This is a genomic window from Arthrobacter sp. Rue61a (assembly GCF_000294695.2).
In the GTDB taxonomy this organism is placed as follows: domain Bacteria; phylum Actinomycetota; class Actinomycetes; order Actinomycetales; family Micrococcaceae; genus Arthrobacter; species Arthrobacter aurescens_A.
Map to the genome: position 1 here is coordinate 2,857,723 of NC_018531.1, position 19,642 is coordinate 2,877,364.

A 19,642-nucleotide genomic window follows, 5' to 3' on the forward strand; every position below is an offset into this window, starting at 1 on the left:
CTTCCCACTGTGCCAGTCGCCGGTACAAAGTCGGCGTATCAACATGCTTTTCCTCTGCGTCTAGGCCTTTCCGGTCCGTTTCCACCCTCCGCGTTCCGAGCGCGCCAACCCCAGCAGCCCCAGCCGGCCAAGGCCCGCGCGCACGGCATCCGGACTCAGTCCCGCCACCACAGTCAGCTTCTCCACCGAGCTTGTGGACCTAAGAGGCAGAGCGTCCAAGAGAATGAGATCTTCCAAAGACAGGCCGTCGTGCACCGCAGCGGCGCCGGCGTCCTTTTCCTCACTGCCGGTTTCCCCGATGGCGCCGGCAAGCTCGGAAATCTCGCCGACGTCGGTGACGCAGACAGCTCCCCCGTCCCGGAGGAGGCGATGACAGCCGGCCGAGTTGGCACTATGTATTGATCCGGGAACAGTGGCAACAACCCTTCCGATGGTTTCAGCATGATGGGCTGTGTTGAGGGCTCCCGACCGCCAGCGTGCCTCAACCACAACCGTGACTGACGCCAAGGCCGCAATGATCCGGTTCCGTTGCAGGAATCTGTAACGCGTTGGAGCGGATCCTGGTGGCACCTCCGAGATGACAGCCCCCTGCGTGGCCACCGCCCGGAGCAGGTCCTCGTTGCCCGATGGGTAGAAGCGGTCCACGCCTCCAGCCATGACGGCGATGGTGGGCACGCCGGCCACCCCGCCGCTCAGAGCTCCCCGATGGGCATGGGCATCGATACCATAGGCTCCACCTGAAACCACGGTATATCCGCGTTGTGCCAGGCCATAGGCGAAGTCCCCCGTGACGGATGCTCCGTAGTTGGTACTGTCCCTCGAACCTACAAGGGCGATGGCTTGGCGGGCGGAGGGCAGCGGCTGCTCCTGTCCTCGCCACCACAAGCAAAGCGGCTCTTGGAGTCCAAGGTCTTCCAACTGCTCCGGCCACAAATCATCACCCGGGATGATCAAGCGTCCTCCGAGTCGACGAACGGTCTCCAAATCGCGGTCCGGCGCGAGGTCGGCGACACGCGGCGCCCAACGTCGAAGGCTGGCCGGGAGCCCGGCCCAAGACGATGGCCCTCCTCCGTCAGCAAGCAGGGAAGAGATCTCCCGTTCCAGGTCTGGACCTGTTCCCAGCTCCCCTGTTGCGATGCCCAGAGTATCCACGGCCCCTACTGCCCGCACCAATGCGAGGCCTACCGAATCCTGGGGCTCCATGAGGCGGGCCAGTGCTGCCCTGGCAATGCGTTCTTTGTCCTGCTTCCCCACTACAGCCACTGCTGTGAATCCCTTCGTGTCGGTACTGCTCATGTCGCGGCCGCCGCTTGGCGCAGGCCTAATGCTTGGCCAATGTGATCGATGTCCGGCGCATCGCAGTGCCCCAGATCTGCCAGCGTCCAAGCCAGCCTGAGGACGCGGTCGTAGCCGCGGGCAGTGAGGGTGCCACGTTCCAACGCAGTGTCCAGAATCCGGGTCGTTCCGGGAGACAACCGCAGTTCTCCCCGCAAGGTGCGCCCCGGAACCTGCGAATTTGTCTCGAGCCCCATGGCCAGCAAGCGCTCGAGTTGCCGTTGCCGGGCCGCCAGCACCCGTTCTGCGACAGTGTGGGTATCTTCTTCTTCGCCCGCATGGCCAAAGTCGGCCAATGACACCCGTTCGACCGGCAATTGAATATCCACGCGGTCCAACAATGGTCCTGAGATCCGTCCAAAATACCTGCGACGCATCATGGCAGTGCACGTACAGTCCATTCCCTTGCCGGAAGCTTTGCCGCATGGGCAGGGATTGGCGGCCAGTACCAGCTGGAACCGGGCAGGGTATGCCGCAGTCCCCGCCGAGCGGTGTATGACCAACTCTCCGCTCTCCAGGGGTTGCCGAAGGGCGTCCAGCACCCGGCGCTCATACTCTGGAGCTTCGTCAAGGAACAACACACCGCGATGTGCGCGCGAAGCGGCACCGGGCCGGGGAAGCCCTGAGCCGCCTCCGATGATGGCAGCGGCTGTGGCACTGTGGTGGGGATTCTCGAAAGGGGGCCTCCGCAGGAGCCGCACCGGAGAGGATTGGACTGCGGCCAACGAGTGGATGGCCGTGACCTCCATGGCCGCTGTATCAGCCAAATCCGGAAGCAAGCCCGGCAAGCGTTCCGCCAGCATGGTCTTGCCGGCACCCGGCGGCCCGGTCAGCAACATATGGTGGCCGCCAGCAGCAGCTACCTCCAGGGCACGGCGAGCCTCGCCCTGTCCGGACACATCGCAAAGGTCCGGCACGATGAGAGCATCATCGCTGTCTTCGCCCGGCTCGTCGACGTCCAGGGGGTCGTAATCGAGGGCGAGGTCCTTGGGATCCGCGCCAAAGTCGAAGGCAAGCCGGGCAAGGGTCTTGTAGCCGCGAACCTTCGCTCCCGGGACCAGTGACGCTTCCGCAGCGTTGGCTTCAGCCACCACAATGTCGGGGTAGCCTGCCTGAACAGCGGCCATTACGGCAGGAAGTATGCCACGTACCGGCCTCAATCTGCCGTCCAGGCCAAGCTCCGCGATGAACACAGTCCCGCCGATTTCACGGATGTCGTCCGCCGCTCGGAGCACAGCCATAGTGATGGCGAGATCGAATCCAGAGCCCCGCTTGGGGAGCGAGGCCGGAATAAGGTTGGCGGTGATTTTCCGTCTACTCAGGGGAATGCCGGAGTTCCGGGCGGCAGATCGGATACGTTCCTTGGCCTCGTTCAATGCCGCATCAGGCAACCCCAGGATGATGAAGTTGGGGAGCGTTTGGCCGATGTCGGCTTCTACTTCCACGATGTAGCCGTTGAGTCCGACGAGGGCAACGCAGTAACTGCGTCCGACCCCCATCAGCAAACACCCCGTAAATGCTCCAGCTGCGGCTCGACCACGCCGTTGTCAATCACGGACACAACATCGATGCGCCTTCGCGGGGCATTGAGTTGGTGCTGCCGGCACCACGATGACGAAAGCCGGTGAAGACGCGCCAGTTTGGCTGCATCCACCGCCTCAAAAGGATGCCCGTAGTCCAAACTCTTACGGGTCTTCACTTCGGCAACAACCAGGGTGTCGCCGTCGATCGCCACGATGTCGATCTCGCCGTCCGGGCACCGCCAATTACGATCGACGATCCGCATTCCCTGGTTCTCCAGAAAATCGGCCGCCAGCGCTTCGCCGCTTCGGCCAAGCAGGTCTTTTGCTCTCATGACCACCACCTCCGCTCACCAGCTTTCAGGCTGGCGGAGTGCAGCGGCAGAGCGTTACGACGCTATGTGGGTAAACCTGCCCATATCAGTGCCTGTGGAGGAATACTCGCGGAAGGTGCCGCGCTAGTTTCCGAGATCTCCCAAGTCCCCAAGGCCGCCATCCTTCGGCAAAGCCAAGTCTTCGCTTCGCGGCAGTTCTTCCACATTGACGTCCTTGAAGGTGATCACCCGGACGTTCTTGACGAAGCGAGCAGAGCGGTAAACGTCCCAGACCCAGGCGTCCTGCAGGGTCAGGTCAAAGTAGACTTCGCCGTCGGCGCTGCGAGCCTGAAGATCTACGTGGTTGGCCAAGTAGAACCGCCGCTCAGTTTCCACCACGTAGCTGAACAGACCAACAACATCCCGGTACTCGCGGTAGAGCTGAAGCTCCATGTCGGTTTCATAGTTCTCAAGGTCCTCGGCGCTCATAGTTCCATCTTGCACTATCAGCCGGGCAGCACGCGCCATGGGACGCGTCGGCGCCGTTCAGGACAACGTCACAACAGCTCAGGCCCAGTAAGGTTCCAGCTGGTCCGGTGGTGTGCGCTTGGGCCCTGCAGCCGGATCACGTCCCGGTGAGCAGAGGTGGCGTAGCCCTTATTCACGTTCCAGCCATAGGAGGGAATCTCCGAATGCAGGTCCACCATGATCCGGTCACGGGCAACCTTCGCCAGAACACTCGCTGCGGCAACACTGAGGCAGCTCATATCGGCTTTCACCCTGGTGTGGACAGGCGCTTCGCACCATGGACCCGAGTCGGGTGTGTCGAAGAGAGAGGCTTGAACGTCGGGCGAAAGCCAGTTGTGGCTACCGTCCAACAGCACGACATCCGGCGTGATGCCGCCGGCCAGGATCTCAAACCAAGCGCGGGTTCCGGCCAGGCGGAGTGCTGCAATGATGCCTATTTGGTCAATCTCCCGCGACGATGCGTGCCCGACGGCGGAGGCGACGGCCCATTCCCGAACAAGTGGTTCCAGCCTGTCGCGGTCCTCGGGCTTGAGCAGTTTGCTGTCCCGGACGTCTGCCAGCAAGCCGTGGTTTTCGAGGTTGACCACGGCAATTCCCACGCTGACGGGACCAGCCAGCGCTCCCCGCCCAACCTCATCCACACCGGCCAGCAACCGCACTCCGGAGGACAAGAACGATCGTTCGACGTCAAGGGTAGGGAAACCCACCGGGCTCTTGGCCTTAGTGGTGGATTTAGCCTTCGTCTTGGCTTGGGCTTTGACCTTCGCCTTGCCCTTGGAGCCGGTAGCCGTTGTAGCCATTACGTTGCCGGTGTTGCCTTACTTGGTAGGGGTACCTTCAGGGACGTCACGGAAAACGTCCTGGTAGTTATCGAGGATGGTCCAACGGTTGATCGGCCAGGCAATGACGGTGGCCTTGCCTTCAACATCCTCAATGTTAATGAAACCACCATTGACCTCCTGGTGCGCCCGGGAATCCTCGGAATGGTTTCGGTTGTCGCCCATCACCCACACCTTTCCTTCCGGAACAACGATGTCGAAAGGCTGCGGAGAAGGTACTTCTGCCGGGTTGATATACGTCTCATTGACCGGCACACCGTTGATCGAAAGACGGCCCTCAGCGTCGCAACAGGAAACCCTGTCGCCCGGGAGCCCGATGATTCGCTTAACAAGATGTTGATCATTGTCATCAGCAGCCAAACCGACGAACTCCAGGCCGTCCCCCACCCAGTCCATGGGTCCGGCCGGCTTCTTGGCCACGGGCGGTAGCCAGGCCTGAGCGTCCCTGAAGACCACAACGTCCCCGCGTTCCAGGTCGAAAGGCCCAGGCACCAAGAGGTTGATGAAGATGCGATCGTTGACGTCCAAAGTGCTTTCCATGGACTCGGACGGAATGTAAAACGCCCTGAACAGGAAGGTCTTGAGAAGGAAGGACAAAACCAGCGCAATGGCCACCACTGTGACAATCTCTTTGACCCATACGAACACCGGGTTCTTGCGCGGTTTCTCGGCTGCGTGGGATCCACCTTCGGAATCCCGGGAACGCGGCCCGTCCGCCCCATCTCGCGAACCAGATGCGACGTCGTCAACCGGGCGGGGCTCCGCCACGCCGGCGGCACTTGCCGTTCCGTCCGAGAACCGGGCGTCGTCGTCGTACCGCTCGGGATTCTCTGGAGCTTTGTCCGGCATTTACTGTCCGTTCTTCGATGATGGTTCGGCCTGCGCTGAGCGAGGCATCTCTGCAAATCTATCAAGTGGCCAGACGATCTGGACCGGACGGCCTATAACGCGTTCCACCGGAACCATACCGCCGCCCGGGGCTCCCAGCAGTCCACGGGAGTCAGCAGAACGTGAACGGTGGTCACCCATCAGCCAGAGGCGGCCATCAGGAACTACGACGTCGAATTTCTGATCGCTGGGGTCATCCCCCGGATACAAATATGGTTCCTCAAGAATCTGGCCATTCACCGTGAGATGTCCTGCTGCGTCGCAGCACTTAACCTGGTCTCCTCCAACCCCGATGACCCGCTTTACGTAGGTGGTGTCGCTGCCGGTCAGCCCGAACCATTGGCTCGCAGCCGACACCGCATCAACAAACGGGCCTTGTCCGCTGCTCAGGGGTGCGAAGGAACCGCGGCCATCGAAGACCGCTACGTCCCCGCGGCGAATCGGCTCGTCGTTGAAGGCCGTCCGCGATACCAGGATCCTGTCCCCTTCTCCGAGGAGGGGTTCCATGGACTCGGACGGAATGTAGTAGACATCCAGCCACAAGGAACGGACCAAGCCACTGATCGCTACGGCCAACACCAGTGCGAGCAAAACAAAACGCCAGCCCTGTTTACGGGGCTGGCGTTCTGATGTGTCCATGACTCGTATCCCTGTTGCGTTGCGGATTGCTCCGGAACTACCGGGCACGAATCCTGGACCCGTTGCGTAAGTCGCAGGACTTACTTGGCGAAGTCGCGCTTTTCCTTGATCTTCGCAGCCTTACCGCGCAGTGCACGCATGTAGTAAAGCTTCGCGCGGCGGACGTCACCCTTCGTGACGACCTCGATCTTGTCGATAATCGGGGAGTGTACCGGGAAGGTACGCTCTACGCCGACACCGAAGGAAACCTTACGCACGGTGAAGGTTTCGCGAACGCCGTCACCCTGGCGGCCCAGGACGAAGCCCTGGAATACCTGGACACGGGAGTTCTTGCCTTCGATGATGTTGACGTGAACCTTGAGGGTATCGCCCGCGCGGAACTCCGGAACATCGTTACGCAGCGAGGCTGCATCTACGCTATCGAGGATATGCATTAATCCACTCCTGGTGAACGCCACAGGTCATTCACTTTGGGTTACGGCGGACAAGCCCGGGGCACGAAAGCCAACCGGAAATCTCCGCCGAAGTTTCTTAGTGTCCAGCTCCGCCACTGATTGGCGTCGCCGGGTTGTCCGACTGTTGGCTGAACTCCCCCTGTGGCAGGTGTCAGCCCAGCAGACACAAGGGTTAATTCTGCCATAGTCGCCACCATCAGGCCAACTGCAGCAACGTTCGACGGCGGGAGGTGGACTTAGTTTTCGGTGTCGCCGCCGGGCTTGGCACGGAGGCGGCCATCAACGACGTCGTACCCGAGGTCCGCGAGGGCCTGCCGGTCCGCGCGACTCAACACACCGGCGTCGAGCCCTTCCATAAGGTCCGGCCTGCGCTCAGCCGTCCGGCGGAACTGCTCGTGGCGCCGCCACTGTGCAATCTTGCCGTGGTTGCCGCTAAGGAGGATCGGCGGGACGTCGTGATCTCGCCACGCTGACGGTTTGGTGTAAACGGGATACTCCAGGAGACCATCGGAGTGGGACTCCTCTACCAAGGATTCGGGGTTTCCGACTACACCGGGAAGGAGGCGGCCAATGGCTTCGACCATGGCCAACACGGCCACTTCTCCGCCGTTGAGGACGTAATCACCGAGGCTGACAGGCCGGACCCTGAAGTGATCCTGAGCCCAATCAATGACGCGTTCGTCGATGCCCTCGTAGCGTCCGCAGGCGAAGACGAGCTGCTCTTCCTCTGCGAGTTCATATGCCAAGGCCTGGTTGAATTTCTCCCCTGCCGGCGAGGGAACAATCAGCACCGGCTTGGAGTTTTCGCGGGCGGCGGCAACCGACTCGAGGGCTTGTGCCCATGGTTCCGGTTTCATCACCATTCCAGCGCCACCACCATACGGCGTGTCATCCACTGTCCGGTGCTTGTCCGTGGTGAAGGTGCGAAGATCGTGGACGTTGAGCTCCAACAATCCGTCCTGGCGGGCCTTGCCTATGAGTGACAGCTCCAGCGGGGCGAGGTACTCAGGAAAAATGCTGACAACATCGATCCTCATTCAGGCATCATCCCCGGCGCCGTCCTTGGGCTCCTTGGCGTTCTCGTCGTTGATCTCAAACAGGCCAGATGGTGGGGTGATGAGGATGTACCCGCCCTCCACATTGACCTCCGGCACGATTTCGTCAACGAAGGGAATGAGAATTTCTTTGCCCTCCTCTGTCGTCACCGTGAGCAGGTCCTGGACCGGCAGGGTGCTGAGCGCTGCTACTTTGCCCACTACCTGTGAACCAACGCGGGCCTCCAAGCCAACGAGCTCGTGCTCGTACCAGCCTTCATCGTCATCTTCGTCGCTGAGCTCCTCGGTTTCGATGAAAAGCTTCGCTCCACGGATGACTTCGGCAGCGTTGCGGTCGGCGATTTCCTCAAAGCCAAGCAGGAGGATGTCCTTGTTCCACCTGGCGCTCCGGATGGTCAACGGGCCGGCGGAGGCGGGCTCCACGACGAACTCGGTTCCGGCGACGAATCGCTCGGAGGGTGCGTCGGTGAGTACCTGCACCGTCACCTCGCCGCGGATGCCATGGGGTTTGCCGATCCGGGCCACCTGGAGCTGCATGGGTTCCTCTGAATTCTTGTAGTGCCCGCGCTGCCGGGCAGCAACGGACAGTAAATTGTGGATAAAGCAATCCGGCCCCTCCACCATATTCGGTGAAGGGGCCGGATCTAAGACAAGTAGTGCTGAGCGCGTTACCGGCGACGGTCGGTGTCGACGACGTCGACCCTGACCTGCTCGCCACCAGCCAAAGCTGCAACCACTGTGCGCAATGCACGTGCGGTGCGTCCTTGACGGCCGATCACCCGTCCGAGGTCCTCCTGGTGAACACGCACCTCGAGGGATTCCCCGCGGCGATTGTTCTTGGCACTGACCTTGACATCCTCAGGGCTGTCAACAATCCCACGGACCAAGTGCTCGAGCGCTTCTGCCAGCAACTTACTCAGCCTCGGTGGTCTCTGCTTCAGCCTCGGCCGGAGCTTCGGCTTCGTCCTTCTTGGCCTTCTTGGTGATGGCTTCCGGAATGATGACGGAACCCTTCTCCGGGGCTACGAAGGCTTCCTTCGGAGCTTTGGTCTTCAGGGTGCCTTCCTGGCCCGGCAGGCCCTTGAACTTCTGCCAGTCACCGGTGATCTTGAGGATCGCGGCGACCTGCTCGGTCGGCTGGGCGCCAACGGAAAGCCAGTACTGGGCGCGCTCGGAAGCGACCTCGATGTACGACGGCTCTTCGGTGGGGTGGTACTTGCCGATTTCTTCAATGGCACGGCCATCGCGCTTGGCGCGGGCATCCATGACGACGATGCGGTAGTACGGTGCGCGCATCTTACCGAAGCGCTTAAGGCGAATCTTTACGGCCACTTTTGTGGTCACTCCTGTTTCTGAAACGAGGTTGAACCCGACGTTCTGCACCCGTGGGGCGGGCCATACTTGACGGTTCGAAGGACAAGATACGAGCACGGAGAGAGGGGCCGCACCGATCGAGTACCTGTCTATTGTGCCAGATGCCCGGAGCAAATACGACTTAGGCCACGCGGGGCGGCGTGTTCTTCCTCACTCCCCGGGGTTGAACGTGCGGCCAAAACCGGATCGGTGGGTTACTCAGACCACACATAGAGGCCCGTGCGCTCAGCCTTCTCCACGTCCGTCGCGAGGGCAGCGAGCTGTTGGACGTACTGGCGTGACTGGGCGGCATCGAAAGGCATGTCGTCCTGCGCGGCCCAGGCAGCAGCGACGTCGTCGAGAACGTTCGCGTCGCCTTCGCTCTCATAAGTCAGCAGTTCAGCAAGGGCCCGCACCATGGCTTCGGGAACCCCCAGAAGTGCGTCACTCGTCACATCAACCAGGGCAAGCTCGTAGTCAGCTCCGGCGGCGTGGACAGCCTGTCCTGCGAGGTCGCCCAACTGTTCGACTTCGAAGTCGGTAATGCCGTCAATCCTGACGGCCGGGCCGGTCACATCCGCGCCCTTCTCCAGGGCAGCTGCCCGTTTGAGTGCTTCATCGTGGGTGGCTACAAAAATTTCGGCAAAGCCCATGGAAAGTACTCTCATTCCTTCGTGCTGACGGGGCGGCGGCACGGAATCCATATCGGCTCCGTGCCGTCACTGCCCAGCCTAATGCAGCGGGAGGGGGCCAGCGGATCAGGCGCGGGTGGCCACGGCTTAGCAGGTGGCCGCGGCTTAACAGGTGGCCGTGGCTTATTTGGCGGCGACCCGCAGCTTGTTCCGCCAAGGATCCTCAAACTGAAGCTCAGCTCCGGTGTGATGATTCTGCACACCCGCAACTTTCAGGCGATCCGCCAGCGCTGCTACGTCTTCACTGCCGGGGACTTCGATCAAGACTTCACCCAGGCCGAGCGTGTCCTTCCGGGGTCCGGCTCCGCGACTGTTCCAAACGTTCATCGCCATGTGATGGTGGTAGCCGCCGGCGGAAACGAACAGCGCCTGACCATGCCAGCCTGCAGTCCGCTCGAAGCCAAGGGTCTCAACGTAGAACTTCTGCGCAGTCTCCACGTCGCCCACCTGCAGGTGCACGTGTCCAACGCCGGCAGCGGCCTCCCGCTGCCCCGTTACGGCAGCTTCGCTCAGGTGCTGCTGGAGGAAGCGCTGCGGCGGCAAGGCCACATTGTCCATCACTACATTCTTGCCATCCCACTGCCAGAGTTCACGCGGCTTGTCGTAGTAAAGCTCGATTCCATTGCCTTCGGGGTCAGTGAAGTAGAACGCTTCGCTGACCAGGTGGTCGGCGCTGCCCGCGAACGCCCGGGGCTCATATTCAGCGGCCGTGGCGATGGTTGCGGCCAGTGAGGGCTGATCCTGGAACAGGATGGCTGTGTGGAACAGGCCAGCCTCCCCCCGCCCCGGTATCTGCAAGCCAACCGCCGGCGCAAGATGGACAACGGGCTTACCTACGCGTCCCAAATAGAGCCCGCCATCCTGCTCGGCCACGACGTCCAGCCCCAGGGCGCGCTGGTAATAGTCACTCATGACCTTCATGTCGCCGACCTTGAGCATGACGGTGCCCATGGTGAGTTCGGCGGGAAGAAGATCCTGGCTGGAGGTGGTGGTCATGTGAAGCTCCCGGTTTTGAGGATGCCGCCTTTCGGTACCCTGCTTACCTTACTAAATTACTTGAAGCTTCAATTTATTCCTAACGTACGAACTCGCCTCGCAGGACGATGTGCTTTAGTTCGAGCACTGTCTCCAGGTGGCGCCGTGGATCGGTACTGCACAGCACGACGTCGGCACTCGCCCCGTCGCTGATGCCGTCGGCTCCCAGCCATGGACGGGCACTCCACGCGGCGGCGTCCAGGACCGCCGCCGGCGGCAGGCCGGCGTCGTGCAGTTCCTTCATTTCGTCGGCAATCCTGCCGTGCTTGATCACGCTGCCGGCGTCGGTGCCTGCATAGATGGAAACACCCGCCTCGAAGGCCTCAAGCACACGCTCACGCCTCCCCTCCCAGAGACGGGTCATATGGTCCGCGTACTCCGGAAACTTCTGCCCGGCCTGGGCTGCTATATCCGGGAAAGTAGCGATGTTGACCAAGGTGGGAACGATCGGCACTGACTGTTCCACCAAGCGGGGAAGGTGTCGCGGCAGGAGACCGGTGGCGTGCTCTATGCAGTCGATATTGGCATCAAGCATGTCGTCGATGGTGTCCTCGGCGAAACAGTGAGCCGTGACCCTGGCACCTTCATCATGCGCGGCCGAAATGGCGTCCCTCACGATCCTCGCCGGGAAAGAGGCAGCGAGATCGCCAACGCCGCGATCGATCCAGTCACCCACCAGCTTTACCCAGCCGTCGCCGTCGCGGGCTTCCTTTCGGACGGTCTCCACGAGGTCGCCGGGCTCAATCTCGTGGCCCAACCCGCGGAGGTAACGTCGGCTCCGCGCGATATGCCGGCCTGACCGGATCAACCGGGGCAAGTCCGATCGCTGCTGTACCCAGCGGGTGTCTGAGGGCGATCCGCAATCGCGGATCAGCAGCGTCCCGGCGACGAGGTCTGCTTGTGCCTGGGCAAGCGTGGCCTGCTCGTCAACCGCTCCTCCAACGCCGAGTCCGATATGGCAGTGTGCGTCAACAAAACCCGGCAGGACCCAGCCATCCAATACCTTGTCCGGCGAGGCAAGGGGACGTTCAAACGTCAGTTTGCCGTCGATGGACCACAGCCCGCGGCGCTCTTCGTCCGCCGAGACGAGCACGGGTCCACTGAATTCGATGATGTTGGCCATGGCAAAAGCGTAGCTGCGGTGGCTCGCCAGAGCCTGCTGTACTCATGTGACTGGGAGCCCGCCGGGAGCTGTGGTAGCTTCGTCTACGACCACACGGGAGCCCTTGCAGGGGCTGAGATCGGACTGATGCAGTCTGCGACCGTTGAACCTGTCCGGGTAATGCCGGCGAAGGAAGTGAGTATTCCCTTGAGCACCGCAGAAACACAGCACAGCCCTGTTCAAAATCAGATCAACGCAGGCCAAAACCAGATCAACGCAAGCGAAAACGCTCCTGAGCCCGTCACGCAATCGTTGAAGTCCCACACGTTGGCGTGGCTGGAAGACCGCGACAACGGCATACGTGTCCCCGTCACGGAGATCGCTTTGGAGCCCTCCCCCAACGGGCAAGCCAATCCCCCTTTGCAGGTGTACCGAACAGCAGGCCCGGGCAGCGATCCGGTGGTGGGGTTGGAGCCGTTCCGTGCACCGTGGATCGAAGCCCGCGGAGACACGGAGGCCTATTCTGGTCGGGAACGAAACCTACTCGACGACGGCAAGTCCGCGGTTCGGCGTGGAGCAGCGTCAGCGGAGTGGAAGGGCGCGCAACCTGTGCCGCGCCGCGCCGTCGAGGGTAGGGCCGTCACGCAGATGCACTACGCGAAGCAGGGAGTTGTGACTCCTGAAATGCAGTTCGTCGCGTTGCGGGAAAACTGCGATGTTGACCTTGTCCGCAGCGAAGTTGCCGCGGGAAGAGCGATTATCCCGAACAACATCAACCACCCCGAATCCGAGCCGATGATCATTGGCAAGGCTTTCTTGGTGAAGATCAACGCCAACATCGGAAACTCTGCAGTCACCAGCTCCATCGCCGAGGAGGTGGACAAGCTGCAGTGGGCAGCCCAGTGGGGCGCTGACACAGTGATGGACCTCTCTACGGGAGATGACATCCACACGACGCGCGAATGGATCATCCGCAACTCCCCCGTTCCGATCGGAACAGTCCCTATCTACCAGGCGCTGGAAAAAGTGAACGGCGAGGCCAACAAGCTGACGTGGGAAATCTTCCGCGATACCGTGATCGAGCAATGCGAGCAGGGCGTGGACTACATGACCATCCACGCGGGCGTTCTGCTGAGGTACGTGCCGTTGACCGCCAACCGGGTCACGGGCATCGTGTCCCGCGGCGGTTCGATCATGGCCGGCTGGTGCTTGGCGCACCACCAGGAGAACTTCCTGTACACGCATTTTGACGAGTTGTGCGAAATCTTCGCCAAATACGATGTCGCGTTTTCCCTGGGTGACGGGCTCCGCCCCGGTTCCATCGCCGACGCGAACGACGCCGCGCAGTTCGCCGAGCTGGATACGCTCGCTGAGCTGACACAACGGGCGTGGGAGTTCGACGTGCAGGTCATGGTGGAAGGCCCGGGGCACATTCCCTTCCATCTGGTGCGTGAAAATGTGGAGCGCCAGCAGGAACTGTGCAAGGGTGCGCCGTTCTACACGTTGGGTCCGCTGGTTACCGATATCGCCCCCGGCTATGACCACATCACCTCGGCCATCGGCGCCACGGAAATTGCACGCTACGGCACGGCCATGCTCTGTTATGTGACCCCGAAGGAGCATCTGGGGCTTCCCAACAAGGACGACGTCAAAACGGGCGTCATCACCTACAAGATCGCGGCGCACGCTGCGGACCTCGCCAAGGGACATCCGGGGGCTCATGAACGTGATGATGCACTTTCCAAGGCGCGGTTTGAATTCCGGTGGCGCGACCAGTTCGCGTTGTCCCTCGATCCCGTGACTGCCGAGGCCTTCCATGATGAGACGTTGCCCGCCGAACCGGCGAAGACCGCCCATTTCTGCTCCATGTGCGGACCCAAGTTCTGTTCGATGCGCATCAGCCAGGACATCCGTGACGAGTATGGTTCGGCAGAATCGCAGGCGGCCATCGCTGGAATGTACAGCGGCATGCGGGAAAAGAGCGAGGAGTTCCTGGCTTCAGGTGGAAAGGTGTACCTGCCGGAGCTTCAGGTCCCGGCAAACCAGGGCGTCAGCCGCTCAGGAAGCTTGAACTGACATAGCCCGGCCGACATCCGCGATGAACGAGCGGATAGCCTGATCTCCGTCAACGGAATCCTGGGGCCGGTGTCCTCCCGCTGCTACGCGGCGGAGGGCACCGGTTTCCTGCAGATAGCCGGCGATTTCCTCATACAAGGGCTCCCAACCTCCCGTGAGGACGAGTGTGGGAACGCCCGGCACGATATGGAGCGGGGCATCCCATGGCGGTGCTTGGAGCCGGAGCCTGCGGGCTGACCGCCGGGCCTCCGGGGTGTCCAGCCCGCCGGTTTCGGCCGAGAAAGCACGCCGGTAGAACTCGCGCTGGTAGTCGGCGTCGTTGAGCTGGTTTCTTACGTCGAACAGCGGTTCCATGAGGGCCCGGTAGGAAGCAGTCGCCGGAAGCTCAGCGGTCAGAGACAAGCAGGACGGCTCTACCAGGGAGAGCGAGTGCACCAGATCGGGGCGCTCGACGGCGGCAAGCATGGCGGATATAGCGCCTTGTTCGTGGGCAACGACGTGGCCGCCGCCGGAGTCCACCAGCGCGTTGATCAGGATGGCCACGTCCGCCGCGACGTTGGACTCCAGAGGTTCGGTGACGGCATCAAAGCCGTGCCGCCGAAGGAAGAGTGCGTCATAAGCAAGGGCCATGCCATGTTGCTTCGGCCATGCGGCTGAACCGAAACTGCCCAAACCGTGGACGAAGACTACGCGCTGCTTATGCATTGGTTCAGCCTATTCCACGGCTCTGACATCCCAACTGACCGACATTTGTGGTTGCTTTGAGTGTTCAAAACAACCACTAATGTCAGCCAGTCGGGTTGCAACGTTTACTTGCCGAGGAACTTGTCGAAGCCCTTGGGAAGGTTGAGCGATGACGGGTCGAAGTCTGCTGCGCCCTGGCCGAAAGCCGCACCCGTGGGTGCCGCCGAGGCTGCGTTTGCCCGCTTGGCTTCGGCATCGCGAAGTTCCTGGGCTGCCTTGGCGGGATTGCCGGAGCGTGCTTTCTTCTTCGGGGCATTCTTGCCGCCCTTGCGTCCGCCACCGGGGCCTCCGAGGCCCGGCATTCCGGGCATTCCCGGCATGCCGCCACCCTGAGCGAGCTTCTTCATCATCTTCTGGGCCTGGGCGAACCGCTCCAGCAGGCCATTGACCTCGGACACATGCACACCGGAGCCCCTGGCGATACGGGCGCGACGTGAGCCGTTGATGATCTTCGGAGCCACACGCTCGTGGGGAGTCATGGAGCGGACGATTGCCTCGACGCGGTCGATCTCTTTTTCGTCGAAGTTCTCCAGCTGCTGACGGATGTTCTGCGCACCCGGCATCATCATGAGCATCTTTTTCATGGAGCCCATGTTGCGGATCTGCTGCATCTGGGCGAGGAAGTCGTCCAGGGTGAAGTCTTCCTGGTCAGCGAACTTCTTCGCCATCCGGGCGGCTTCGTCCTTGTCCCACGCCTTTTCCGCCTGTTCGATCAGGGTGAGGACGTCACCCATGTCCAGGATGCGGGAGGCCATGCGGTCTGGGTGGAAGAGCTCGAAATCGTCCAGGCCTTCGCCGGTGGACGCGAACATCACCGGCTTACCGGTCACGGACGCTACCGAAAGCGCGGCACCGCCGCGGGCGTCGCCGTCGAGCTTGGACAGCACGATGCCCGTGAAGTTGACGCCTTCATCAAAAGCCATCGCCGTGTTGACGGCGTCCTGGCCGATCATGGAGTCGATGACGAAGAGGACCTCGTTGGGGATGATCGCCTGACGGATGCGGCGGGCCTGGTCCATCATTTCGGCGTCGACGCCAAGGCGGCCGGCGGTGTCAACGATCACGACGTCGTGCAGCTTCTGGCGAGCTTCCTCAACACCGGCCTTGGCGACGGCTACCGGGTCACCGGCAGGGTGCTCGAGCTCGGACGTAGCACCGGGGTGCGGAGCAAACACGGGAACGCCCGCGCGCTGGCCGACAACCTGGAGCTGGGTCACTGCATTGGGGCGCTGAAGGTCACAGGCCACCAACATGGGGCTGTGGCCCTGTGCCTTGAGCCACTTGGACAGCTTGCCGGCGAGGGTGGTCTTACCGGCGCCTTGGAGGCCGGCAAGCATGATGATGGTGGGGCCGGTCTTGGCCAGGCGGATGCGGCGGGTTTCGCCACCAAGGATCTCTTTGAGTTCCTCGTTGACGATCTTCACGATCTGCTGGCTCGGGTTCAATGCTCCCGAGACTTCGGCGCCGAGGGCACGTTCGCGGATACGGCCAGTGAACTCGCGGACCACGGATACGGCAACGTCCGCATCCAAGAGGGCACGGCGAATCTCCCGAACGGTGGCATCGACATCAGCCTCGGTGAGGCGGCCCTTGCCACGAAGGTTCTTGAAGGTTGCTGTCAACCGGTCAGAGAGTGAATTGAACACGCGCCGTGCACTTCTTTCGATGGTCTACGAATGACGGCCAATGCGGCACGCCAGAGTCTTGACGATTGCCCCCAAATAAAAATGTCTCAACCCAACAAATCTGAATCGACAAGGGGACTCGACTATCTAGGGTACCAAGTCGCACCTGCAAGATGGCATGCTGGCACAGTGACCAGCAAAACGACGGTAAAAACGTTGCTCATCCTCGGCGCGTCCGGGGACCTCACAGGCAGGCTGCTGCTTCCCGGACTCGCCGGGCTACTGGCTTCGGGCCGGGCTCCCGGTCTTCGGTTGGTCGGAGCCGGCTCCGACCCTTGGTCCCCTGAACAGTGGCAGGAAAGAGTCAAGGGCGCCTTTGAAACTGCCGTGCGCGGGGCCGACGCCACGGGGCAAGCTGCTTTGGCCGCCGTTGCCGCCGGCACGGAATACCACCAAGTGGATGTCACGGCGGACGGACCCCTGGCGGAGCTGCTCGCGACGTTGGAGGGGCCTATTGCCATCTACTTCGCCCTGCCCCCGCACGTCAGCCAGAAGGCTTGCGAGGTCCTGCACAGGGATCAGCTGCCCGCCGGTACACGCTTGGTCATGGAGAAGCCCTTCGGTTCGGGCACGGAATCGGCGCATGAGTTGAACAAGACGTTGGCCGCTTTGGTGCCTGAAGATCACATCCACCGGGTGGACCACTTCCTGGGCAAAGCCACTGTGCTGAACATCCTGGGCCTCCGCTTTGCCAACAGGTTCCTGGAACCAGTGTGGAACCGGGACCACATCGAAAAAGTGGAGGTCATCTTCGACGAGGACCTGGCACTCGAGGGTCGGGCCCGCTATTACGACACCGCCGGGGCGCTCCGCGACATGATTCAGAGCCACCTCCTGCACATCATGGCTTTCCTCGCCATCGATGCCCCAGCCACCATCGAGGAACGGGACCTTCGTGACGCCGTGGCAACGGTCCTGCGGGCCAGCAGCATCAAGGCCCCTTACACCAGCTCGACGCGGCGCGCCCGGTATGCAGCGGGAACCATCGGGGAACGCAAGGTACCGGACTACGCCGCCGAGGAAGGTGTGGACCCGTCCCGAAATACCGAAACACTCGCAGAGGTCAGGGTGGACATCGACAACTGGCGATGGAAGGGCGTCCCCTTCATCCTTCGATCGGGCAAGGCCCTGGGGCGCCGGCGCAAAGAGGCAGTGATCACCTTCCGCCCTGTGCCTCATCTGCCAAAGGGCTTCTCCGGTATGGACTCCCCCAACCAGCTGCGGATCGGTTTCGGTCCGGACGTGCTCCAACTCAACGTCGACGTGAACGGCCCCGGAGACATCTTCACCTTGGACCGCGCCAGTCTGGTGGCCGAGCTCAACGCACCCGGCATGCTGCCCTACGGAGAAGTGCTGGAGGGCATCCTGACCGGGGATCCGCTGCTGTCCGTCCGTGGCGACACGGCTGAAGACTGCTGGAGGATCATCGAGCCGGTCCTTCGGGCCTGGGAGAGCGGTACCGTCCCCTTGGACGAGTACGACGCCGGCAGCGCGGGGCCGGCGAACTGGCCCACCGACGTCGAGGACTAAAGTCAGCGGATACACCAAAAGCGGGCCGGGTACCTTGACTGGTACCCGGCCCGCTGTGGTGGGTGAGGACTTAGATTGCGGCTGCGCCGCGCTCTCCGGTCCTGACCCGGACTGCTTCGTAGACATCCACGGTCCACACCTTGCCGTCACCGGCGCGGCCGGTGTTGGAGCTGGCGATGAGGACATCCAGGATGTCGTCTGCCTGCTCATCCGTAGCGAGGACCTCTATGCGGATCTTGGGCAGCAAATCCACGTTGTACTCGGCTCCGCGATACACCTCGGTGTAACCGCGCTGACGGCCGTACCCGCTGGCCGCGCTGACCGTCAGGCCCTGGACCCCGTATGATTCGAGGCCTTCCCGGACTGCTTCAAGCTTTTCGGGACGGACGATCGCTGTGATGAGCTTCATGCCTGGACACTCTCCTTGCCTTCTGCGGGGGTCTTGGCTGCTGCGGGATCGCTCTTTCCAGTCATCGCCTCGTGCAGGGGCTGGAAGCTGCCGCCGTGGCCGTTGACACCGAATTCGTAGGCCGTCTCAGCGTGGAGGCTGAGGTCGACGCCAACGTTCTCCTGCTCAGTGGAGACCCGGAAGCCCATGGTCTTGTGGATGGCGAAGGCGATGATGGCCGTCATGATGGCCGAGAAAGCAATGGCGATACCGGCTGCCGCGAGCTGTGCCCACATCTGGGCCATGCCGCCACCGTAGAAGAGGCCGCCACCGACGCCGTCGGTGGGCAGGGCGATGAAGCCCAATGCCACGGTGCCGATGATGCCGGAAACAAGGTGGACGCCTACGACATCCAGCGAGTCGTCGAAGCCCCAGCGGAACTTCAGGCCAACGGCCAGGGCCGACGCCACACCGGCAACCACGCCGAGACCGAGTGCACCTATGGGACTGACGTTTGCACAGGCGGGGGTGATGGCCACGAGGCCGGCAACCACACCTGAAGCTGCACCGAGGGAGGTCGGGTGGCCGTCGCGGATGCGTTCGGTGATGAGCCAGCCGATCATGGCTGCTGCAGGTGCTGCGAGGGTGTTGATCCAGATGAGGCCACCCTGTTCAGCGGTGGTTGCTGCACCGCCGTTGAATCCGAACCAGCCGAACCAAAGGATTGCAGCGCCAAGCATCACGAACGGGATGTTGTGCGGGCGGTGGTTCGGGTCCTTGCCGAAACCACGGCGGTTACCAATGATGAGGACCAGGACCAAGGCTGCTACACCGGCATTGATGTGCACCACGGTGCCACCTGCAAAGTCAATGGCCGGGCCAAGGGCCTTGCCGATAGCGCCTTCCGGGCCGAAGAGTCCGCCGCCCCACACCATGTAGGCCAGCGGGCAGTAAACCAGCGTGACCCAAACCGGGACGAAGATGCTCCAGGCGCCGAACTTTGCGCGGTCAGCGATCGCGCCACTGATGAGGGCGACCGTGATGATGGCGAAGGTGGAAGCGTAGCCGACCTTGATCAAGCCATCCGGGGTGTCAATGCCTTCCAGGCCGAAGGTGGCAAACGGGTTACCCACGATCTGCAGGAAACCTTCACCGGAGCTCATCGAAGCGCCCCACAGCACCCAGACGACGCCCACGATGCCGATGGAGATGAAGCTCATCATCATCATGTTCAGGGCTGCCTTGGCGCGTGTCATGCCGCCGTAGAAAAATGCCAGACCAGGTGTCATGAACAGCACAAGCGCCGCCGCCACCATGACCCATACGTGACCTGCGGTAAGTTCCATGGTGCACGTTCCTCTCTTGCTAGATCTGCGGTTCAACCGCTGTCCTGACGCCGTTTGCGTCCTGCTTAAGAGTTTTGTGCCGCCGTGTTTCACCTGCGCAGGTTTTACATTGCGGGCT

21 protein-coding genes and 1 riboswitch are annotated in these 19,642 nt (G+C 62.0%); of the genes, 2 read left to right on the forward strand and 19 right to left on the reverse strand.

Annotated features, from left to right (window positions below; genetic code table 11):
• Positions 1-60: 60 nt before the first annotated feature.
• The 15 genes from dprA to ARUE_RS13065 form a co-directional block, all read right to left on the reverse strand.
• Positions 61-1,296 carry a DNA-processing protein DprA gene (gene dprA, locus ARUE_RS12995; RefSeq protein WP_014922074.1) on the reverse strand — a complete coding sequence of 412 codons (1,236 nt, stop codon included), beginning with the start codon at positions 1,294-1,296 and terminating at the stop codon, positions 61-63.
• Complete coding sequence (locus tag ARUE_RS13000) at positions 1,293-2,834, reverse strand: YifB family Mg chelatase-like AAA ATPase (protein WP_014922075.1); 1,542 nt, start codon at positions 2,832-2,834, stop codon at positions 1,293-1,295. The genes dprA and ARUE_RS13000 overlap by 4 nt, the downstream gene beginning before the upstream one ends.
• The gene (locus tag ARUE_RS13005) at positions 2,834-3,199 is read right to left on the reverse strand and encodes a YraN family protein (RefSeq protein WP_011775113.1); all 366 of its coding nucleotides are present in this window, start codon (positions 3,197-3,199) and stop codon (positions 2,834-2,836) included. The genes ARUE_RS13000 and ARUE_RS13005 overlap by 1 nt, the downstream gene beginning before the upstream one ends.
• Positions 3,200-3,313: 114 nt before the next feature.
• Positions 3,314-3,658 (reverse strand): DUF2469 domain-containing protein, encoded by a 345-nt coding sequence (locus ARUE_RS13010; protein WP_018776202.1) that lies wholly within the window; start codon positions 3,656-3,658, stop codon positions 3,314-3,316.
• Between the two features lie 68 nt (positions 3,659-3,726).
• On the reverse strand, positions 3,727-4,497 hold the full coding sequence (gene rnhB, locus ARUE_RS13015) for a ribonuclease HII (protein WP_014922076.1): 771 nt from the start codon (positions 4,495-4,497) through the stop codon (positions 3,727-3,729).
• An 18-nt stretch (positions 4,498-4,515) separates the two neighbouring features.
• Entirely contained in the window at positions 4,516-5,385 is an 870-nt protein-coding gene (lepB, locus tag ARUE_RS13020; RefSeq protein ID WP_014922077.1) for a signal peptidase I, read from the reverse strand.
• Positions 5,386-6,063 carry a signal peptidase I gene (lepB, locus tag ARUE_RS13025; protein ID WP_014922078.1) on the reverse strand — a complete coding sequence of 226 codons (678 nt, stop codon included), beginning with the start codon at positions 6,061-6,063 and terminating at the stop codon, positions 5,386-5,388. It abuts the gene before it with no gap.
• Positions 6,064-6,143: 80 nt separating this feature from the next.
• Positions 6,144-6,497, reverse strand: a complete 354-nt coding sequence (rplS, locus tag ARUE_RS13030) for a 50S ribosomal protein L19 (RefSeq protein ID WP_014922079.1) — start codon at positions 6,495-6,497, stop codon at positions 6,144-6,146.
• Positions 6,498-6,754: 257 nt separating this feature from the next.
• A complete protein-coding gene (trmD, locus tag ARUE_RS13035) occupies positions 6,755-7,555 on the reverse strand; it encodes a tRNA (guanosine(37)-N1)-methyltransferase TrmD (protein ID WP_011775117.1) in 801 nt (266 codons plus the stop codon).
• Positions 7,556-8,110 (reverse strand): ribosome maturation factor RimM, encoded by a 555-nt coding sequence (rimM, locus tag ARUE_RS13040; protein WP_187329883.1) that lies wholly within the window; start codon positions 8,108-8,110, stop codon positions 7,556-7,558.
• Positions 8,111-8,241: 131 nt separating this feature from the next.
• Positions 8,242-8,484, reverse strand: coding sequence for an RNA-binding protein (locus tag ARUE_RS13045; RefSeq protein WP_011775119.1), 243 nt, complete (start codon positions 8,482-8,484; stop codon positions 8,242-8,244).
• 1 nt (position 8,485) lies between these two features.
• Entirely contained in the window at positions 8,486-8,905 is a 420-nt protein-coding gene (rpsP, locus tag ARUE_RS13050; RefSeq protein WP_017199647.1) for a 30S ribosomal protein S16, read from the reverse strand.
• A 236-nt stretch (positions 8,906-9,141) separates the two neighbouring features.
• Positions 9,142-9,579 carry a hypothetical protein gene (locus ARUE_RS13055; protein ID WP_238324316.1) on the reverse strand — a complete coding sequence of 146 codons (438 nt, stop codon included), beginning with the start codon at positions 9,577-9,579 and terminating at the stop codon, positions 9,142-9,144.
• 162 nt (positions 9,580-9,741) lie between these two features.
• Positions 9,742-10,614 (reverse strand): VOC family protein, encoded by an 873-nt coding sequence (locus ARUE_RS13060; protein ID WP_014922082.1) that lies wholly within the window; start codon positions 10,612-10,614, stop codon positions 9,742-9,744.
• Between the two features lie 79 nt (positions 10,615-10,693).
• Positions 10,694-11,776, reverse strand: coding sequence for an amidohydrolase family protein (locus tag ARUE_RS13065; RefSeq protein WP_014922083.1), 1,083 nt, complete (start codon positions 11,774-11,776; stop codon positions 10,694-10,696).
• An 83-nt stretch (positions 11,777-11,859) separates the two neighbouring features.
• Positions 11,860-11,967: riboswitch (TPP riboswitch) on the forward strand.
• Between ARUE_RS13065 and thiC the strand changes: the two genes are divergently transcribed.
• Positions 11,963-13,831, forward strand: coding sequence for a phosphomethylpyrimidine synthase ThiC (gene thiC / locus ARUE_RS13070; RefSeq protein WP_071162404.1), 1,869 nt, complete (start codon positions 11,963-11,965; stop codon positions 13,829-13,831). (Overlaps the previous riboswitch by 5 nt.)
• Here thiC and ARUE_RS13075 read toward each other — a convergent pair.
• The gene (locus tag ARUE_RS13075; RefSeq protein WP_014922085.1) at positions 13,814-14,536 is read right to left on the reverse strand and encodes an alpha/beta fold hydrolase; all 723 of its coding nucleotides are present in this window, start codon (positions 14,534-14,536) and stop codon (positions 13,814-13,816) included. The genes thiC and ARUE_RS13075 overlap by 18 nt on opposite strands.
• A gap of 104 nt (positions 14,537-14,640) precedes the next feature.
• Complete coding sequence (gene ffh / locus ARUE_RS13080) at positions 14,641-16,221, reverse strand: signal recognition particle protein (protein WP_011775126.1); 1,581 nt, start codon at positions 16,219-16,221, stop codon at positions 14,641-14,643.
• A gap of 30 nt (positions 16,222-16,251) precedes the next feature.
• Here ffh and ARUE_RS13085 point away from each other — a divergent pair, with 30 nt between their 5' ends.
• On the forward strand, positions 16,252-17,790 hold the full coding sequence (locus ARUE_RS13085) for a glucose-6-phosphate dehydrogenase (RefSeq protein ID WP_014922086.1): 1,539 nt from the start codon (positions 16,252-16,254) through the stop codon (positions 17,788-17,790).
• A gap of 70 nt (positions 17,791-17,860) precedes the next feature.
• On the opposite strand, the gene ARUE_RS13090 is transcribed toward ARUE_RS13085, so the two are convergent.
• Together ARUE_RS13090 and ARUE_RS13095 are read right to left on the reverse strand one after the other, a co-directional pair.
• A complete protein-coding gene (locus ARUE_RS13090; protein ID WP_011775128.1) occupies positions 17,861-18,199 on the reverse strand; it encodes a P-II family nitrogen regulator in 339 nt (112 codons plus the stop codon).
• A complete protein-coding gene (locus ARUE_RS13095) occupies positions 18,196-19,524 on the reverse strand; it encodes an ammonium transporter (protein ID WP_014922087.1) in 1,329 nt (442 codons plus the stop codon). Before ARUE_RS13095 ends, ARUE_RS13090 begins: the two co-directional genes overlap by 4 nt.
• Between the last annotated feature and the right edge of the window lie 118 nt (positions 19,525-19,642).

Coding starts and splice junctions, on each gene's coding strand:
- dprA (WP_014922074.1), bottom strand. CDS start 1,296: ATGAGCAGTACCGACACGAAGGGATTCACAGCAGTGGCTGTAGTGGGG.
- ARUE_RS13000 (WP_014922075.1), bottom strand. CDS start 2,834: ATGGGGGTCGGACGCAGTTACTGCGTTGCCCTCGTCGGACTCAACGGC.
- ARUE_RS13010 (WP_018776202.1), bottom strand. CDS start 3,658: ATGAGCGCCGAGGACCTTGAGAACTATGAAACCGACATGGAGCTTCAG.
- rnhB (WP_014922076.1), bottom strand. CDS start 4,497: ATGGCTACAACGGCTACCGGCTCCAAGGGCAAGGCGAAGGTCAAAGCC.
- lepB (WP_014922077.1), bottom strand. CDS start 5,385: ATGCCGGACAAAGCTCCAGAGAATCCCGAGCGGTACGACGACGACGCC.
- lepB (WP_014922078.1), bottom strand. CDS start 6,063: ATGGACACATCAGAACGCCAGCCCCGTAAACAGGGCTGGCGTTTTGTT.
- rplS (WP_014922079.1), bottom strand. CDS start 6,497: ATGCATATCCTCGATAGCGTAGATGCAGCCTCGCTGCGTAACGATGTT.
- trmD (WP_011775117.1), bottom strand. CDS start 7,555: ATGAGGATCGATGTTGTCAGCATTTTTCCTGAGTACCTCGCCCCGCTG.
- rimM (WP_187329883.1), bottom strand. CDS start 8,110: ATGCAGCTCCAGGTGGCCCGGATCGGCAAACCCCATGGCATCCGCGGC.
- ARUE_RS13055 (WP_238324316.1), bottom strand. CDS start 9,579: ATGGGCTTTGCCGAAATTTTTGTAGCCACCCACGATGAAGCACTCAAA.
- ARUE_RS13060 (WP_014922082.1), bottom strand. CDS start 10,614: ATGACCACCACCTCCAGCCAGGATCTTCTTCCCGCCGAACTCACCATG.
- ARUE_RS13065 (WP_014922083.1), bottom strand. CDS start 11,776: ATGGCCAACATCATCGAATTCAGTGGACCCGTGCTCGTCTCGGCGGAC.
- ARUE_RS13075 (WP_014922085.1), bottom strand. CDS start 14,536: ATGCATAAGCAGCGCGTAGTCTTCGTCCACGGTTTGGGCAGTTTCGGT.
- ARUE_RS13085 (WP_014922086.1), top strand. CDS start 16,252: ATGACGGCCAATGCGGCACGCCAGAGTCTTGACGATTGCCCCCAAATA.
- ARUE_RS13090 (WP_011775128.1), bottom strand. CDS start 18,199: ATGAAGCTCATCACAGCGATCGTCCGTCCCGAAAAGCTTGAAGCAGTC.
- ARUE_RS13095 (WP_014922087.1), bottom strand. CDS start 19,524: ATGGAACTTACCGCAGGTCACGTATGGGTCATGGTGGCGGCGGCGCTT.